This is a genomic window from Parasphingomonas caseinilytica (genome assembly GCF_036663755.1).
Classification (GTDB): Bacteria; Pseudomonadota; Alphaproteobacteria; order Sphingomonadales; family Sphingomonadaceae; genus Sphingomonas.
The window spans coordinates 71,373-87,804 of sequence record NZ_JAXOJL010000008.1; the positions used below are offsets into that span (position 1 = coordinate 71,373).

Here is a 16,432-nt window from a genome sequence, read left to right on the forward strand (position 1 = left end):
ACCCACGAGATACCGGACAAGAGGATGACATCATGAACCGCAATTTCCTTGCCGCGACCGCGCTCGCGGCGCTCGCGATCGGCACCGTGGCCGCGACCCCGGCGTTGGCGGCGAGCGCGAAGAAGACGAGCTTCGGCACGATGCCCGACGGTCGCGACGTGCCGGCGGTGACGCTGACGAACGGGCGCGGCGTTTCCGCCACCGTGATCGCGCTCGGCGCGTCGCTGCAGGCGCTGATGATGCCCGACAAGGCCGGCAAGGTTGAGGACGTGCAGATCGGTTACGACACGCTCGCCGGCTATCTCGCCAAGCCGGAGTTCTTCGGTGCCACCGTCGGCCGCGTCGCCAATCGCATCGCCAAGGGCCGTTTCACCCTGGACGGCAAGACCTACACCACGCCGACCAATGACGGGCCGAATTCGCTGCATGGCGGCAGCAAGGGATTCGATAAGGTGCTGTGGGAGGTGACGGACGTGAAGAGCGGTCCGGCCGCTTCGGTGACGTTGCGCTATGTCAGCCCGGACGGTGACATGGGCTATCCGGGCACGGTCACCACCTACGCTACCTATTCGCTGGACGAGAAAAACCAGCTGACAATCGAGTATCACGCGACCACGGACAAGCCGACGGTCGTCAATATCTCGAACCATGCGTATTGGAACCTTGCCGGTGTCGGATCGCCGCGTGGCGCGATGGGCCATGTCGTGACGATTCCGGCGGAGCGCTACACGCCGACCGATGCGACCGCGATCCCGACCGGGCAGCACGTGCCGGTCGCCGGCACCGTGTTCGATTTCCGCACGCCGCGCGCGATCGGCGACCGGGTGCGCGATGCCCGCGATCCGCAGATCGCTTACGGCCGCGGCTACGATCACAATTGGGTGATCGGCAATGCGGTGACGCCGACGCTGCATATGATGTCGCGCGTGGTGGAGCCGGTGTCGGGGCGCAGCTTCGAACTGTGGTCGAACCAGCCGGGGCTGCAATTCTATTCGGGCAATTTCTTCAACGCCACGATCACCGGCAAGAAGGGCCAGATATACCGCATGGGCGACGCGATCGTGATGGAACCGCAGCTGTTCCCGGATGCGCCCAACCAGCCGAACTTCCCCTCGGTGCGGCTCAATCCCGGTCAGACCTACAAGAACACGATGGTCTACAAGCTGTCCGTACAGCGCTGACCCGATCCGTTTTGCGAAAGACCGACATGAAACCATTCGTCATCGCCTTGTTCGCGACCGCCGCCGCTTTCACCAGCCCCGCCGAGGCGCGGGATCGCTGGACCGAGGCGCAGGCCAATGGCTGGTACGCGAAGCAGCCGTGGCTGGTCGGGTCGAACTACACGCCAGCCAGCGCGATCAACCAGCTGGAGATGTGGCAGGAGGCGACCTGGGATCCCAAGCGGATCGATTACGAGCTGAACCTGGCCCAGGGCATCGGCATGAACACGATGCGCGTGTTCCTGCACGACCAGCTCTGGCAGCAGGACCAGGAAGGCTTCAAGCGGCGGATCAACGAATTCCTGACGATCGCGAAAGCCCACGGGATCAAGCCGTTGTTCGTGCTGTTCGACAGTTGCTGGGATCCGGATCCCAAGCTCGGGCCGCAGCATCCGCCGATTCCCGGCGTGCACAATTCGGGCTGGGTGCAGGGGCCGGGCATGCCGGGCCTGCGCGATCGCGCGCGCTATCCGGCGTACAAGGCCTATGTGCAGGGCGTGATCGGCGCGTTCGCCAAGGACGATCGCATCCTCGGCTGGGATGTGTGGAACGAGCCGGACAACGGTGCGGACCAGTATAAGGGGCAGGAGGGCAAGGAGCCCTTGGTCCGCGCGATGCTGGCGCAGGTGTTCGGCTGGGCGCGCGACGCCGAGCCGAGCCAGCCGCTGACATCGGGCGTATGGCTGGGTGACGACTGGACGCCGGGCGGCAAGGCGTCGCCGATGGAGAAACTGCAACTCGCGCAATCGGACATCGTGACGTTTCACGATTACAATTGGCCGGAGACGTTCGAGGGCCGGATCAAGCAATTGCTGCCGTACAACCGGCCGATCCTGTGCACCGAATATATGGCGCGCGGCAACGGATCGACGTTCGACGGATCGCTGCCGATCGCCAAGCGCTACAATGTCGCGGCGATGAACTGGGGCTTCGTAGATGGCCGAACGCAGACGCGCCTTCCCTGGGACAGCTGGCAGAAGCCGTACGTGACGTCGGAACCGACGATCTGGTTCCACGAGGTGTTTCGGAACGACGGCACGCCGTATCGCAAGGCGGAAACCGATTTGATCCGCCGCCTGTCCGCCGCGCCCAAGGGCGTAGTGCCGCCCGCCGAGCCGATCGCCACGCCGCCGCGCAAACGGCGCTGACCATGCGCCGGGTCGCGCAGAGCCTGATCGGTGCGCTGGCGATGCTCGCGACCACGTCGGGCGCGCAGGTCGCGCCGGGCGGGCCGGTGACGCCCTATGTCGATCCGGCCAAGGCGTATCTGTTCGCCCACATGACCAAGGAGCATTACGGCGAGCTCTATTATTCGGTCAGCCTCGACGGGTTGCACTGGACGCGGCTGAACGGTGGCACGCCCGTCTCGGCGGACTATCACGGCCATGCCTCGATCGCGCGCGGCCGAGATGGGCGCTATTATCTCGTCGGCAACAAGGGCGACGACGATCCACTGGTCCGCTTCTGGGTGTCCGACGATCTGGTGCGCTGGACGAGCTTCGGTACCTACCGGCCTGATCTGAAGAATATCCCCGGTCATCCGCATACGCTGGCGCGGATCGGCGCGCCGAAACTGTTCTACGACGCGTCCTCGCGGCAATTCCTGCTGACGTGGCACACGCCCAATCTCGACGGTTCGGCGCAGGATCCCGAACGCTATTGGGGCAGCCAGCGCACGCTCTACGTCCGGTCGCCCGATCTCAAGACCTTCGCCGCGCCGCCGCGCCGGCTGTTCGCGTGGGACATGGCGACGATCGACACGATTGTGCAGCCGAACTGCAGGAACGGCTATTGCGTCGTGATCAAGGACGAACGCTATCCGTCCTACGACTGGCCGACCGGCAAGACGATCCGGATCAGTTGCGCGAAAAACCTGCTCGGCCCTTATCCGCTGCCCGGCCCGCCGCTCAGCCCCAATTTCCGCGAGGCACCGACGATCGTGCGCGCACCGAACGGGGCGGACTGGCTGCTCTATTACGAGCAATATGCCGGGACGAGTTACGGCCTGTCGATGGCACCGACATTGAAGGGGCCATGGTATCAGGTGTCGGGCAATAGCGGCGTGCCGGACTGGAACCGTTACGAGATGCCGACCGGCACTCGCCACGGATCGATGATCGGGATCACGCGCGCGCAATACGATGCGATCGTCGCGGCGTTTCCGGCGCGGTAATTCTCGGCACTCCTGGCCACACTTTGCGGGTCAGAGTGATCCACATGCCCCGTTCGTGCTGAGCTTGTCGAAGCACGTGCCTCGAACACGCCCTTCGACAGACCCAGGGCGAACGGGGTAGGGTAATTTAGCGTGAATAAATTGACCCTCACGGCCGCCGCATAGCGGTCCGGGTGTCGTCCAGTGCCAGATCGACCAGCACGCGCATCGCGTCGCTCGCGGCCGTGGCGTCGCCCGCGAGGATCGCTTCGTAGACGCGCAGATGATCGGGCAGCGGATTGCGCGGCAGCGTGCGGCCACGTTGTTTGAACTGCGTGGTCCAGTTGACCGCCGCGCCGATGCTGGCGCTGAGCGTCAGCAGCGCGTCGTTGCGCGTCGCCTGGAGGATGGCGGTATGGAAATCGCGGTCGGCCGCGCGGCCCACTTCGGTCGATAGCGTGTGGCGGCGCATTGCCGCCAGCGCGTCCTTCATCACCTTCAGATCCGCCTTGTCGCGCCTTTGCGCCGCCAGCCCCGCCGCCGCCGGTTCGACGATCGCGCGCAGCTCGAACAGGTCGCGCACGAAATCCACGTCCGGCTCGCCGGCAAAGGCCCAGGCCAGCACTTCGGGATCGAGCAGGTTCCAGCGGCTGCGCGGCAGGACGCGTGTTCCCGTCTTGGTGCGACTTTCGACCAGACCCTTGGCCATCAGCACCTGCACCGCCTCGCGATATGCGCTGCGCGAGACTTCGAGTTCCTCGGCGAAGGCGATCTCGCCCGACAATGTGTCGCCGGGGGCATATTCGCCCGAAAGGATCGCTAGGCCGAGTTTGTGCGCGACGGCGCCGTTCAGGCGGCGACCGGTACCGCGCGGTTTGCGTGGCGTGGGCTGGTCTTCGATCGTGCCGTCCTTCGCAGTCTCTTCGCTCATGTGCCGGCCTCCTCCGCGAGTACCTAACAGGCGCATCCCCGGTGTGGAACGACAAATCATTGCGTTTCGGACCTTCGCATCATATGTCGGAGTAATTAGGAGAGCCAGATGACCGCCGATACTGCCACGATGACTCGCGCCGACACGTCCGACTTCCGTTCCGTCACTGCCGAAACCGGCGAACCCGTCGGCGATGCCTTCGCGGTACATGGTCTGGACGATGTCGCGGCGGCGTGCGCGGCGGCTGATGCGGCGTTCGACGCGTATCGCGCGACCGACCGGGAAGCGCGCGCGCAGTTCCTGGAAAAGATCGCCGAAGAGATTCTGGGTATCGGCGACGATCTGATCGTCGCGGCGATGCGCGAGAGCGGCCTGCCACGGGCGCGTCTGGAGGGCGAGCGTGGCCGTACCGTCGGGCAGTTGAAGCTGTTCGCCGGCGTTGTACGCAGCGGGGCGTGGCTCGGCCTGCGGATCGATCCCGCGCTGCCGGAACGCCAGCCTTTGCCGCGCCCCGATCTGCGGCTGCGGATGATTCCGCTCGGCCCGGTGGCGGTGTTCGGCGCGTCGAACTTCCCGCTCGCTTTCTCGACCGCCGGTGGCGACACCGCATCGGCGCTGGCGGCCGGATGCCCGGTGGTGGTGAAGGGCCATCCGGCGCATCCGCAGACCGGCGGGCTGGTGGCGGATGCGATCCGGCGCGCGGTCGCGGCCTGCGGCTTGCCCGAGGGCGTGTTCTCGCATCTCGTCGGCCCCGGCAACGATCTGGGCGGTGCCTTGGTCAAGGATCCGCGCATCGCCGCGGTCGGTTTCACCGGATCGCGTGGCGGTGGCCTCGCGCTGGTCGCACTGGCGCAGGCTCGCCCGGTGCCGATCCCGGTCTATGCCGAGATGTCGAGCATCAATCCGGTCGTGTTGCTGCCGGCGGCGCTGGCGGCGCGCGGCGCGGCGTTGGGCACGGCGTTCGTTGGATCGCTGACGATGGGGGCGGGGCAGTTCTGCACCAATCCCGGCCTCGTGCTCGCGATCGAGGGCGAAGGTCTCGATGCGTTCGTCGCCGCGGCCGGCGATGCTTTGGTCGAGGCCGAGGCTGGGACGATGCTGACCACCGGCATCCAGGCCGCCTATCAGCAGGGTGTCGATACGCTGGCCGGCAGCGAGGGCGTCGAGACGGTCGCGCGCGGCAAAGCGGGCAATGGCGTCACGCGCGGTCAGGCGGCGTTCTTCGCGACGACCGCCGATGCGTTCCTGGCGGAAAAGGCGCTCGGCCATGAAGTGTTCGGCGCGTCCTCGATATTGGTGAAGTGCCGCGACGAGGCTGAGGTGCGGCGCGTGATCGAGGGGCTGGAGGGCCAGTTGACCGCCACCTTGCATATGGACCCGCAGGAGGAGCCGATTGCCACGCGATTGCTGCCGGCGCTCGAACGGCGGGTCGGGCGGATCCTCGCCAATGGCTGGCCCACCGGGGTCGAGGTCGCGCATGCGATGGTGCATGGCGGGCCGTATCCGGCGACGTCGGATGCGAGGACCACATCGGTCGGCAGTCTCGCGATCGACCGGTTCCTGCGCCCGGTCTCGTATCAGAATCTCGCGCAAGGGGTGTTGCCGGTCGAGTTGCGCGACGATGCCAAGGGCGACGGCATTCCGCGCTTGCAGGATGGCACGCTCAGCCTGGGCTGAGGTTCGGTAACAAGCCGCAACGACGGCACGGGTTCAGGGAGAGAGTTTATGGCATTCCGTCTGCTGCAGCATCGCGCCGCCGATGGCACGCGATCGGTGATCGCGGCGCGTGACGACAATGCGGCGTTCGTGTCCGGCGTGGCGAGCGTTCGCGCGCTGGCGGCGCGTGCGATTGCCGACGGCGTGACGCTGGAACAGGCGGTGGCGTCCTGCGGCACCGGTGACGCGGTCGATCTGGCCGCCGAATATGCGGCGGGCCGGTTGATCGCGCCGATCGATCATGACGACGATGCGCATGTCCTGCTCACCGGCACCGGCCTGACGCATCTCGGATCGGCCGAGGGGCGCGACAAGATGCACCGCGAGACATCCGCGACCGAGGCGAAGACCGATTCGATGCGCATGTTCCTGGAAGGCGTCGAAGGCGGCAAGCCGGCGGCGGGCGAGACCGGGCAGCAGCCGGAATGGTTCTACAAAGGCGATGGATCGCAACTGGTCGCGCCGGGCGCGCCGCTGACCATGCCCGAATTCGCCAAGGATGGCGGCGAGGAACCGGAGCTTGCCGGCATCTATCTGATCGGACCGGACGGCACGCCGTTCCGCCTGGGCCTGTGCTTGGCCAACGAATTCAGCGATCATGTGACCGAGCGGCACAATTATCTGTGGCTCGCCCATTCCAAATTGCGCCAGGCGGCCCTCGGGCCGGAATTGCTGGTCGGTCCGCCGCCAAGCCATGTCGAGGGTGCCAGTCGGATCGTGCGGAACGGCGAGACCTTGTGGGAAAAGCCGTTCTTGTCGGGCGAGGACAATATGTCGCACAGCATCGCCAATCTCGAGGCGCATCATTTCAAATATGCGCTGTTCCGCCGCCCCGGCGACATTCATGTGCATTTCTTCGGCACGGCGACCTTGTCCTTCAGCGATGCGGTGCGGACGGAGGTCGGCGACGTGTTCGAGATCGAGGCCGCACCGTTCACGCTGCCGGTGCGCAATCCGCTGGCCCGCGCGGCGGCGGCACCCGTCAGCATCCGGGCGCTGTGATGGACCCGATCCGCATCGCCGTGGTCGGCATGGGTAAGATCGCGCGCGACCAGCATCTGCCCGCGATCGCCGGCAATGCCGCATTCGGGCTGGCCGCGACGGTGTCGCCGCACGATCCGGGTGTGGCGGGGGTGGCGCATCACCGCAGCCTGGATGCTCTGCTGGCCGAGGGACCGGCGGTCGATGCGGTCGCGCTCTGCACGCCGCCACAGGTGCGTTACGATCTCGCGACGCAGGCGCTGGCGCGGGGTGTGCATGTATTCCTCGAAAAACCACCCGGCGCGACTTTGGCGGAGGTGGCCGCGCTCGACGATCAGGCACGCAAGGTGGGCGTGACGTTGTTTGCCGCATGGCATTCGCGTTTCGCCGCCGGGGTCGCCCCGGCGCGGGCGTGGCTGGCCGAACGGCGGATCGACCGGGTCGCGATCGTCTGGCGCGAAGACGTGCGCGTGTGGCATCCGGGACAGGCGTGGATCTGGGAACCGGGTGGCCTCGGCGTATTCGATCCCGGCATCAACGCGCTGTCGATCGCGACGCACATCCTGCCGCGCCCGTTCTTCCTCAAGGCAGCGACGCTGACGATTCCCGCCAACCGCGCCGCGCCGATCGCCGCCGATATCGAGTTCCGCGATACGAGCGGCGCGCCGATCATGATGGATCTCGACTGGCGCCAGACCGGCCCGCAAAGCTGGGACATCATCGTCGAGACCGATGCCGGCACGATGAAGCTGTCGAACGGCGGTGCGGTGCTGTCGCTGCCGACCGGCACTGATCATAGCGAGGATCGCGAATATCCCGGCCTGTACGCACGCTTCGCCTCGCTGATCCATGGCGGGCGCAGCGATGTCGATACCGATCCGTTGCGACTGGTGGCCGACGCGTTCCTGCGCGGCCGGCGCGAGACGACCGAAGCGTTCCATGACTGAGCGGACGCGCAATCCTTTCCTGGCGGTCGATTGGGGCACCACCAATCGCCGGGTGTACCGCGTGGTCGATGGCGCGGTGGAGGAAACGCAGCGGGACGATCGCGGCATCCTGGCGGTGGGGCAGGGTGGCTTCGCGGCCGACGTGGCCGAAATCCGCGCACGGATGGGTGACCTGCCGATGCTGTGCGCGGGGATGGTCGGGTCGAACCGGGGCTGGATCGATGTGCCCTATGCGGATTGCCCGGCCGATCTGGCGGCGCTGGCCGACAAGATTGTCTGGGTCGAACCGGAGCGTACCGGAATCGTCCCCGGTGTGGCGCTACGCAGACCCGGACGCAGCGATGTGATGCGCGGCGAGGAGGTGCAATTGCTCGGTGCGGTCGCGGCTGGGCTGGTGCCGGACGACGCCTATCTTTGCCAGCCCGGCACGCACTGCAAATGGGCGACGGTGACGGGCGGGGCGATCACGCACTTTGCGACGGCGATGACCGGTGAGGTGTTTGCCCTGCTGCAGAAGCACAGCCTGCTCGCCACGCAAATGACCGACGAGGTCGAGGCCGGGCCGGATTTTCTGCGTGGCGTGCGCGACGCCGCCGACGATGCGCTGCTCACGCGCCTGTTCGGCGTGCGGGCGGATTTCGTCACCGGGTCGCGCGACGGTGCCGGCGCGGCATCCTATGTCAGCGGGCTGCTGATCGGGACTGACGTTCGCGCCCAGCTGGACGGCAAGGATCTCGAAGTCTTCCTACTGGCGGATCCGCAACTCGGCGGCCTTTATGCCGCCGCGATCGATGCCGTTGGCGGGCGACCCCGCCTGATCGACAGCCAGGCCGCTTTTGTCGGCGGCATCACCAGCATCTGGAACCGATTGTCATGAGCATCGCGCAAGACTTCAGGCATGCCTTCGACCGTTTTCCGCTGGTCGCCATCCTGCGTGGCATCACGCCGGACGAGGTCGAGGCGGTCGGCGACGTGCTGGTCGGCGCGGGTTTCACGCTGATCGAAGTGCCGCTGAATTCTCCCGACCCGCTGGTGTCGATCGAGCGGCTGGCGCGGCATCTGGAGGGCGTGGCGATGGTCGGCGCGGGCACGGTGCTGTCGACCGATCAGGTCTCCGCCGTCGCGAACGCCGGCGGGCGAATGATCGTCTCCCCCAACACCAACCCTGAGGTCATCGCCGCATCGGTCTCGGCCGGCCTCGCCTCGCTGCCCGGGTGCTGGACCGCGACCGAGGCGTTCGCCGCGCTGCAGGCTGGCGCGCACGCGCTGAAATTCTTCCCCGCCGAGGCGATGAGCCCCGGTGTCGTCAAAGCGCTGGCGGCGGTGCTGCCGCCAGCCGTGCCGAAGCTGGTGGTCGGCGGGATCACGCCCGTGACGATGCAGCCCTGGGTCGCGGCGGGAGCGGCGGGGTTCGGGCTCGGATCGGCGCTGTACCGGCCGGGGGACACAGCGGAGCAGGTCGGGATCAACGCACGCGCCTTCGCCACAGCGGTCGATACGCTCGGCCTGAAGCGCTGATGATGACGAGTGCGCCCGGCCGCTCGGTCGCGCTGGCGCTGGTCGGTGCGATCGGGTTGGGACTTGCGTCGCCCTCGCCAGCCGATGCGCGCCGACCCGAGGCGACGATCGCCAATCCGCTGCTGCCCTCCGGCGCCGATCCGTGGATCGTGCGGCAGGACGACACCTATTATTACATGAACACGCTCGGCAACCGGCTGGCGATCCGCAAGACCGGGGATCTGGCCCGGCTGGCCGAGGCACCCGAAACGACGGTCTGGACCCCGCCCGCTACTGGGCCGAACGCGCAATCGATCTGGGCACCGGAACTGCATCGCATCGGTCGCATATGGTACATCTATTATACTGCGGCGGAGAACGGGCATGACGACGATGCGCATCGCGGCATCTTCGTGCTGGAAAACACCGGCGACGATCCCACCGAGGGAACATGGGTCGATCGTGGTCGGCTGAAGACCGCCCATACCGGCATCGACGGCACCACCTTCGCGCATGGCGGTAAGCGCTATTTCGTCTACTCGCCCTATGTCGGCCCGGACAGCGATCTGGCGATCGTGGAGATGTCCGATCCGTGGACGCTGACCGGCCCGGAGACGATCATCGCCCGGCCCGACCGGCCCTGGGAGCGGCAGGGCGGGCGGCAGATTCTGGAAGGCCCGGAATATCTCGCCGGGCCGAACGGCGATCTGTTACTCAGCTATTCCGCCAGCGCCTGCTGGTCGGACGATTACGCCATCGGCCTGCTTAGTGCGCCGCCCGGCAGCGACCCGCTCGACCCAAAAGTCTGGACCAAGACGCCGCACGCCGTGATCGCCAAGGCGCCGGACCAAAGCGTGTTCGCACCCGGCCATAACGGCTTCTTCACCTCGCCCGACGGCCTTGAGACGTGGATCGTGTATCACGCCAATCCCGGGCCGGACATGAAGTGCACCGCAAGGCGCGCGCCCCGGATCCAGCGCGTCGGATGGTCGCCGAGCGGCACTCCGGTTTTCGCCCGCCCGACCAAGGCGGACGTCCCGGTGCCGGGCAATGGACGTCCACACCACGGATAAAGGAGAGGCCCATGCATCTGCTCGCAACACGCAAAAGATCGGTTCTGGCCCGGTTGGTCCTGATCGCCGGACTGATCGCCACCCCCGCGCTATCGCCCGCCACCGCGTTGCCCCAAGCCGATCCGCAACCGTCGCAACAGCGCGGACGCATGCCGGCTGAAAAGGATCTCGACCGGCATTTAGCATTCCTCGCGCGCAAGGATCGGCTGATCAAAACCGGCGGGACCGATCTGGTCTTTGTCGGCGATTCGATCACCGATTGGTGGCGAAACGACCCGCAGCGCGAGATATTCGAGGATTATTTCGGACGCTTCCGCCCCTATAATATCGGCATCGCCGGGGACGAGACGCAGCACGTGTTGTGGCGCATCAATCATGGCGAACTCGATGGCCTGACACCAAAGCTGGTCGTGCTGATGATCGGCACGAACAACCTCGCCAATGCCAATCGGATGGGTGCTGCGGAAACCGCCGATGGCGTGGCGGCTTTGGTCGGGGCGATCCGGCGCAGACTGCCCGCCGCCAAAATCCTGCTGCTCGGCATCTTTCCGCGCGGCAATCGTAGCGACGATCCGTTGCGTCTGGCGGTGAATGCCACAAACACGATCATCGCCGGATTGGCCGACCGCAAGACGGTGTTCTACCTGGACGTCGGCCCCAAATTCCTCGCCGCCGATGGCACGCTGCCCGGTGATCTTATGCCGGATTACCTTCATCCCAACGCCCGAGGGTATCAGATTTGGGCCGACGCGATGAAGGCCGAGATCGATCGGTTGACCCGCGACCGTTGACCCTCGCGTCGGGTTGTCGCCGTGCCGTTTCGGGACGGGGCGACCCGGCAATCAGCCGAGCCGAAAAAATCCGCATTTTCGCGGGAACGAAAACATAGTGGCGAGAGTTCGTTGCGCCGCACAAAAATGCCCGATATTTCAGAGATATGCGGTGGCATGTCGCTCAATGTTACAGTTTGAATTTTGGCCATTTCGGAATGGCCGAAAAGCGGGATTGGCACGGAACATGCTTTAGTTCCGGAGTGTCTGCAGCGTGGTTTGCTCTCGCAACGTGCGAGCGAGGATTGCGATCGCGGCGCAAAAAAACTTTGTTGGCTTAAAAAGTAGGAACGATGATGAAAAAATATATTCTGGCGGGGATTGCAGCAATCGGCATGACGACCGGTGCCAACGCCGCGAATCTGATCAGCGCGAGCGTGAACGGCCCGAGCGGCACGGTCTGGAACACCAATTCCGCCGACACCTTCTACACGCTGTTCCTGGTCCGCCCGTTCGGCAACGTGATCAACCCGACCGACAATTTCACGTCGTCGGCGACCACGCTGGGTTCGAACAACTATTCGATCGCAGGCGATGGCTTCCCGGGCGGCACCTCGACCAACTCCGATCCGTTCTACACGCTGACGCTGATCTTCGCTGACGGTGCGACGATCTCGGGCCAGTATGTCGGCAGCACCTTCACCGGTGGCACCAGCGCGACCGCAGGCGGCGTGACCTATACGCTGACCGGTTTCGGCTGGGATCGTAGCCCGGCCGACAACGTCAGCGCATTCCGCGCCGTATCGGGCGGTGATCCGTCGGATTACACCGGCCAGTTCTCGTTCAGCCAGGTGGCCGCCGCCGTTCCCGAGCCCGCAACCTGGGGCCTGATGCTCACCGGCTTCGGCATGGTCGGCTTCGGCATGCGTCGCCGTGCGAAGGTTTCGACGACCGTCACCTACGCATAAGTTCGCTTCGTCACGCGAACGGAAAGCCGCCGGCCGAAAGGTCGGCGGCTTTTTGCTGTGCCGACCATATGCGACTTTAGCGGCTCACGCTTCCGGCTGGATCGACGGCGGCGACATGCGCGCCTGAAACAATTGTCCGCCTTCGATCACATAGACGATCGCGAGCACCGCGAGGCCGATGGCGAGATAGCCGATCGCCAATGGAAAAGTCGTTCCGTCATAGGATTGGCCGATCGCCGATCCGACCAGCACGGCACCGATGCTGGTGATGAATCCCTGAATTGACGATGCGGTGCCGGCGATATGCCCGACCGGCTCCATCGCCATCGCACCGAAATTCGATCCGCACAGGCCGATGCATGTCATGCACACGGCCTGAAAGATCATATAGGTCCACAGCGACTCCTCGCCGGCGGCGATGACGACCAGATGCAGCAGCGACAGGACGATCAGGGCGATCAGTGCGGTTTGCGAAATCAGCCTCGTGCCGAGCCGCTCGACCAGCCGGCTGTTCAGGAACGACGCGCAGCCCATGGCGAAGGCGCATAAGGCGAAGAGCCAGGTGAACCGGCTGCCGGCATGGAATTCGTCGACGAAAATCTGCTGTGCGGAGGACACGAACGCGATGATCCCGCCGAACGTCATCGAAGCCGCGACGGCATAGCCGAGCGAGAAACGGTTGGTCAGCGTGAGGCGATAGCCCTGTTTCAGCGTGGCGAGCGACAGCGGAATGCGCCGCGCCGTCGGTAGGGTCTCAGCCAGGCGGAGGGCCGACCAGGCGAGCACCAACGCCGAGAAACCGGCCAAAGCATAGAAAATGAAGCGCCACGGCCCGAATTCCAGCAGAATCTGCCCCAGGCTGGGGGCGAGGATCGGCACGAGGAAGAAGATCATCTGCGCGAGCGACAGGGTGCGCGCCATCTGACGCCCGGACTGGCCGTCCCGCACGATCGCCACCGCCAGCACGCGGGTGGACGCCGACATCAGCCCCTGCAACACGCGCGCGCCGAGCAACGCCTCGAATGTGGGCGATCCGGCGGCGAAGATGCTCGCCGCGACGAAGCCGGCCAGCGTCACGACCAGAATGGGCTTCCGCCCATAGCGATCCGCCAGCGGACCATAGACGAGTTGCCCGGCCCCGAAACCGAGCATGTAGGCGGTGATGATCCACTGCCGGTTATTGGCCGCGCCGACGCTCAGCTCGCGCCCGATATCGGCGAGCGCGGGCAGCATCAGATCCACGCCCAGGGCGTTCACGGCCATCACCGCGGCGATGAACGCCACGAATTCCCGCCGCTTCATGCCCGCGGGCTGCACTTCGCTATTCATCAGGTCCGCCTAGCCGGTAGCTTTGCAATTGTCGCGGGCTGTGACGCCTGGAACGGAGCAATCCTCGATTTTCGGTGGGCCGGAGATCGTTGGGTTGTCGGGGCGCTGGTCAGGGCTTGGCGCGCAGAAAGGCGTCCAGCGCGTTGTCGAACAGCACGGGTTGGTCGTACATGATGAAGTGCTTGGCGCCGGGCACTTCGATCAGCGTCTTCTTGGGCAAAGCGGCATAACCGGTCTTCACAGGGTCGCCGAGGGGAGTCTCGTAAAGCACCGTCACCGGGATGCCGACCGCGCCGAGGCCGGGTCGCAGATCGGCCAGCATGTCGTCGATCATCGCGGCCGCGACCACCGCCGGGTCGCTGGCCTGCATCCAGCCGACCAGCCGGGTGACATCGGCCGGCGCGGTGATCATCGAGGCGGCCATCTGCTGCGCGCGGTCGTCGGGCATCGCGCGGGTCATGCCCGCCTTCATCGCCGTCGCCATCGGCCTGATCGTGTCCGGCGTCGCATTCGGCCCGCCCATCACGACCCCGAAAAAGGGCAGGGTATCCACCAGCATGAGCTTCGAGATCAGCCCCGGATGCCGCTCTGCGATCGCCAGCCCCAGCGTACCGCCAAGGCTGTGCCCGACCACCGGGATCGGCCGCTTGAACGTGCCGATATACGCGCCAATCGCTTCTGCGACCGGATCGAACATCGGGCCGCTGGCATTCGCCTGTGCCGGCGTGCCGGCGAACCCGTTGATCTGCACGAGATGCAGCCGGAAATGGGCGCGGAGCCGATCCGCGGTGCGCCGCCACGTCTCGCGCGACGAAGCGAGGCCGGGGATGAGGACGACGTCCGGCCCGGTCCCGACGATCTCGACCGAGATGCGATCGGTGGAGACGAACTTGCTGTCCGCATAGAGCCGTGCCGGCGCGGTCGTCGTGTTCTGGGCTGAAGCCGGTGTCGGCATGGCCAGTGCGAGCGACGCCGCAGCCCCGAGTGTGAAAGCCAGCGATCCGATGTGAAAGTCTCTCATGCATGCCTCCAATTGCTGGGGACAGATGCGCGGAATTCCCGGTCCGCGAACAGTGACATCTGTCACCCGCCGCGCATGACATCGCGCACTGACGCCGCGCGGCATCCGGGTGCATCACCTGTTTCATAGCAAGGAGATGCACATGGAGCGCGAGGATTTATCGGTCGTGGCGGCGCTGGTCGGGGTGTCTAAGGCGCTCGGCGGCAATGCCGTGCTGGCGGGGCTGGATCTGAAGGTCAGAGCAGGGGAAGTGACCGCGTTGCTCGGACCCAATGGTGCGGGGAAGACGACGTCGGTCAGCCTGCTCACCGGGCGCGTGCGCCCGGACAGTGGCAAGGCGGTGTTGTTCGGTCTCGATCCGATCCGGCCGGCGGCGCGCGCGCGGATGGGCGTCATGCTGCAGGCGGCGGGCCTGCCCGACGTGCTGACGATCCGCGAGGTGGTGACGCTGCAATCGGGCTATTATGCCGATCCCCGGCCGGTTGCCGAGACGCTGGCGATCGCGGGCCTCGGCGATCTGGCGGAACGTCGCTGCGGCGCGCTGTCGGGCGGTCAGGCGCGGCGGGTGCAATATGCGCTGGCGATCTGCGGACGGCCCGATCTGCTGGTGCTAGACGAGCCGACCGCGGCGATGGACCGGGAGGCGCGGATGGCGCTGTGGGCCACGGTACGCGATGCGGCGGATTCGGGCGCGGCGGTGCTGCTCACCAGCCACGATCTCGCCGAGGCCGACGCCTTGGCCGATCGCGTCCTGGTGATGGCGAAGGGCCGGGTGATCGCCGACGACACGCCGGCGGCGATCCGTGCGCAGGTCGGCGGATCGACCCTGCGCTGCCGCACGGTCTTGGCCGATGCCAACCTCATGGCGCTGCCTGCGGTCCGCCGGATCGAGCGCGCGGGGGCCGAGTGCATCGTCCAGTCGGGCAACGCCATCGCCACCGTTCGCGCGCTGCTCGGCGCGGACCCGGAACTGGCCGATCTGCGGATCGCCGACGCGTCGCTTGAGGACGCACTGTCCGTTTTGCTCCACGCCGATGAAAGGATCGCGGCATGAGCGCGATTGCCCAACCCGCCGGCGTATGGCGCCGCGAATGTGTTGCCGAACTGCGCCGATCGTGGCGATTGCCGCAATTCATGCTGCCCTCGGTGCTGACTCCGGCGGCCTTCTACGCGCTGTTCACGCTCGCGCTCGGCAAACCGTCGCCCGAGGCGGCGGCGGCATCTTTGGCGGGGTACGGCGTGTTCGCGTCGATCGGCCCCGCTTTGTTCGGGTTCGGTGCCGGCGTGGCGATGGAGCGGGAGCAGGGATTGATCGAGCTGAAACGCGTGTCGCCGATGCCGCCGGCGGCGTATGTCGCGGCCAAGCTGGCGGCCGCGGTCGCCGCGACCGCCGCCGCGATCACGCTGATCTATGCGCTGTCGCTGGTCGCCGGCGTCCGGCTCGCGCCGGAGCGCTGGGCGCTGCTCGTCGGCCTGCATCTCGTCTCGACGGTGCCTTATGCGCTGATCGGCTTCGGGATCGGCATGCGCATGGGCGGAAAGGGGGCCGTCGCGATGGCGAATGCGCTGTTCCTGGGATCGGCGGTGATCGGGGGATTGTGGATCCCGTCCACCTTGCTCCCGGCCTGGATGCGTGCGCTCGGCGAGGTCGTGCCGGCCTATCATCTCGGCCAGATCGGACGCGCAATCGTCGGCGCACCCTTCATCGGCGACACGGTGGTTCACGTCGCGGTCGTGATGGCGATGGTCGGCGTGGCCACCGTCTGGGCATGGACCGGCTGGCGACGCAGCCCGGCTTGACGTGGACCTGCGCAACGGAGACGCTCG

General features: G+C 66.3%; 16 protein-coding genes. 13 read left to right on the top strand and 3 right to left on the bottom strand.

Annotation, left to right across the window (positions count from 1 at the left end; all coding sequences use genetic code 11):
• The first annotated feature begins 32 nt into the window (after positions 1-32).
• The 3 genes from U1738_RS15965 to U1738_RS15975 are packed head-to-tail and all read left to right on the top strand — an operon-like array spanning position 33 to position 3,393.
• The gene (locus tag U1738_RS15965) at positions 33-1,181 is read left to right on the top strand and encodes an aldose epimerase family protein (protein WP_332790040.1); all 1,149 of its coding nucleotides are present in this window, start codon (positions 33-35) and stop codon (positions 1,179-1,181) included.
• Between the two features lie 26 nt (positions 1,182-1,207).
• On the top strand, positions 1,208-2,368 hold the full coding sequence (locus U1738_RS15970; RefSeq protein ID WP_332790041.1) for a glycoside hydrolase 5 family protein: 1,161 nt from the start codon (positions 1,208-1,210) through the stop codon (positions 2,366-2,368).
• A 2-nt stretch (positions 2,369-2,370) separates the two neighbouring features.
• Positions 2,371-3,393 carry a glycoside hydrolase family protein gene (locus U1738_RS15975; RefSeq protein WP_332790042.1) on the top strand — a complete coding sequence of 341 codons (1,023 nt, stop codon included), beginning with the start codon at positions 2,371-2,373 and terminating at the stop codon, positions 3,391-3,393.
• 148 nt (positions 3,394-3,541) lie between these two features.
• Here the strand turns inward: U1738_RS15975 and U1738_RS15980 are convergent, their stop codons facing one another.
• Positions 3,542-4,303, bottom strand: coding sequence for a FadR/GntR family transcriptional regulator (locus U1738_RS15980; RefSeq protein WP_332790043.1), 762 nt, complete (start codon positions 4,301-4,303; stop codon positions 3,542-3,544).
• A 108-nt stretch (positions 4,304-4,411) separates the two neighbouring features.
• On the opposite strand from U1738_RS15980, the gene U1738_RS15985 reads away from it, so the two are divergent.
• The 8 genes from U1738_RS15985 to U1738_RS16020 all read left to right on the top strand — a co-directional run bounded on the left by U1738_RS15985 (position 4,412) and on the right by U1738_RS16020 (position 12,255).
• The gene (locus tag U1738_RS15985) at positions 4,412-5,980 is read left to right on the top strand and encodes an aldehyde dehydrogenase (NADP(+)) (RefSeq protein ID WP_443027036.1); all 1,569 of its coding nucleotides are present in this window, start codon (positions 4,412-4,414) and stop codon (positions 5,978-5,980) included.
• A 48-nt stretch (positions 5,981-6,028) separates the two neighbouring features.
• Positions 6,029-7,021, top strand: a complete 993-nt coding sequence (araD1, locus tag U1738_RS15990; RefSeq protein ID WP_332790044.1) for an AraD1 family protein — start codon at positions 6,029-6,031, stop codon at positions 7,019-7,021.
• A complete protein-coding gene (locus U1738_RS15995) occupies positions 7,021-7,947 on the top strand; it encodes a Gfo/Idh/MocA family protein (RefSeq protein WP_332790045.1) in 927 nt (308 codons plus the stop codon). Before araD1 ends, U1738_RS15995 begins: the two co-directional genes overlap by 1 nt.
• Positions 7,940-8,824 (top strand): 2-dehydro-3-deoxygalactonokinase, encoded by an 885-nt coding sequence (locus U1738_RS16000; protein ID WP_332790046.1) that lies wholly within the window; start codon positions 7,940-7,942, stop codon positions 8,822-8,824. The genes U1738_RS15995 and U1738_RS16000 overlap by 8 nt, the downstream gene beginning before the upstream one ends.
• Positions 8,821-9,465 carry a 2-dehydro-3-deoxy-6-phosphogalactonate aldolase gene (locus U1738_RS16005; RefSeq protein WP_332790047.1) on the top strand — a complete coding sequence of 215 codons (645 nt, stop codon included), beginning with the start codon at positions 8,821-8,823 and terminating at the stop codon, positions 9,463-9,465. The genes U1738_RS16000 and U1738_RS16005 overlap by 4 nt, the downstream gene beginning before the upstream one ends.
• A 2-nt stretch (positions 9,466-9,467) precedes the next feature.
• The gene (locus tag U1738_RS16010; protein ID WP_332790048.1) at positions 9,468-10,517 is read left to right on the top strand and encodes a glycoside hydrolase family 43 protein; all 1,050 of its coding nucleotides are present in this window, start codon (positions 9,468-9,470) and stop codon (positions 10,515-10,517) included.
• Between the two features lie 11 nt (positions 10,518-10,528).
• Complete coding sequence (locus U1738_RS16015; RefSeq protein ID WP_332790049.1) at positions 10,529-11,308, top strand: GDSL-type esterase/lipase family protein; 780 nt, start codon at positions 10,529-10,531, stop codon at positions 11,306-11,308.
• A 335-nt stretch (positions 11,309-11,643) separates the two neighbouring features.
• Positions 11,644-12,255, top strand: coding sequence for a PEPxxWA-CTERM sorting domain-containing protein (locus U1738_RS16020; RefSeq protein ID WP_332790050.1), 612 nt, complete (start codon positions 11,644-11,646; stop codon positions 12,253-12,255).
• Between the two features lie 84 nt (positions 12,256-12,339).
• Here U1738_RS16020 and U1738_RS16025 read toward each other — a convergent pair whose 3' ends face one another.
• Positions 12,340-13,557 (bottom strand): multidrug effflux MFS transporter, encoded by a 1,218-nt coding sequence (locus tag U1738_RS16025; protein WP_332790164.1) that lies wholly within the window; start codon positions 13,555-13,557, stop codon positions 12,340-12,342.
• A 136-nt stretch (positions 13,558-13,693) separates the two neighbouring features.
• Positions 13,694-14,605: an alpha/beta fold hydrolase gene (locus U1738_RS16030; RefSeq protein ID WP_332790051.1), complete on the bottom strand. Its 912-nt coding sequence runs from the start codon at positions 14,603-14,605 to the stop codon at positions 13,694-13,696.
• Positions 14,606-14,747: 142 nt separating this feature from the next.
• Between U1738_RS16030 and U1738_RS16035 the strand changes: the two genes are divergently transcribed.
• Positions 14,748-15,659, top strand: coding sequence for an ABC transporter ATP-binding protein (locus tag U1738_RS16035; RefSeq protein WP_332790052.1), 912 nt, complete (start codon positions 14,748-14,750; stop codon positions 15,657-15,659).
• A complete protein-coding gene (locus U1738_RS16040) occupies positions 15,656-16,405 on the top strand; it encodes an ABC transporter permease (protein WP_332790053.1) in 750 nt (249 codons plus the stop codon). The genes U1738_RS16035 and U1738_RS16040 overlap by 4 nt, the downstream gene beginning before the upstream one ends.
• The last annotated feature ends 27 nt before the right edge of the window (positions 16,406-16,432 follow it).

Bases quoted from the DNA above. Each gene is read 5' to 3' on its own strand.
- U1738_RS15965 (WP_332790040.1), top strand. From the start codon at position 33: ATGAACCGCAATTTCCTTGCCGCGACCGCGCTCGCGGCGCTCGCGATC.
- U1738_RS15970 (WP_332790041.1), top strand. From the start codon at position 1,208: ATGAAACCATTCGTCATCGCCTTGTTCGCGACCGCCGCCGCTTTCACC.
- U1738_RS15975 (WP_332790042.1), top strand. From the start codon at position 2,371: ATGCGCCGGGTCGCGCAGAGCCTGATCGGTGCGCTGGCGATGCTCGCG.
- U1738_RS15980 (WP_332790043.1), bottom strand. From the start codon at position 4,303: ATGAGCGAAGAGACTGCGAAGGACGGCACGATCGAAGACCAGCCCACG.
- U1738_RS15985 (WP_443027036.1), top strand. From the start codon at position 4,412: ATGACCGCCGATACTGCCACGATGACTCGCGCCGACACGTCCGACTTC.
- araD1 (WP_332790044.1), top strand. From the start codon at position 6,029: ATGGCATTCCGTCTGCTGCAGCATCGCGCCGCCGATGGCACGCGATCG.
- U1738_RS15995 (WP_332790045.1), top strand. From the start codon at position 7,021: ATGGACCCGATCCGCATCGCCGTGGTCGGCATGGGTAAGATCGCGCGC.
- U1738_RS16000 (WP_332790046.1), top strand. From the start codon at position 7,940: ATGACTGAGCGGACGCGCAATCCTTTCCTGGCGGTCGATTGGGGCACC.
- U1738_RS16005 (WP_332790047.1), top strand. From the start codon at position 8,821: ATGAGCATCGCGCAAGACTTCAGGCATGCCTTCGACCGTTTTCCGCTG.
- U1738_RS16010 (WP_332790048.1), top strand. From the start codon at position 9,468: ATGACGAGTGCGCCCGGCCGCTCGGTCGCGCTGGCGCTGGTCGGTGCG.
- U1738_RS16015 (WP_332790049.1), top strand. From the start codon at position 10,529: ATGCATCTGCTCGCAACACGCAAAAGATCGGTTCTGGCCCGGTTGGTC.
- U1738_RS16020 (WP_332790050.1), top strand. From the start codon at position 11,644: ATGAAAAAATATATTCTGGCGGGGATTGCAGCAATCGGCATGACGACC.
- U1738_RS16025 (WP_332790164.1), bottom strand. From the start codon at position 13,557: ATGAAGCGGCGGGAATTCGTGGCGTTCATCGCCGCGGTGATGGCCGTG.
- U1738_RS16030 (WP_332790051.1), bottom strand. From the start codon at position 14,605: ATGAGAGACTTTCACATCGGATCGCTGGCTTTCACACTCGGGGCTGCG.
- U1738_RS16035 (WP_332790052.1), top strand. From the start codon at position 14,748: ATGGAGCGCGAGGATTTATCGGTCGTGGCGGCGCTGGTCGGGGTGTCT.
- U1738_RS16040 (WP_332790053.1), top strand. From the start codon at position 15,656: ATGAGCGCGATTGCCCAACCCGCCGGCGTATGGCGCCGCGAATGTGTT.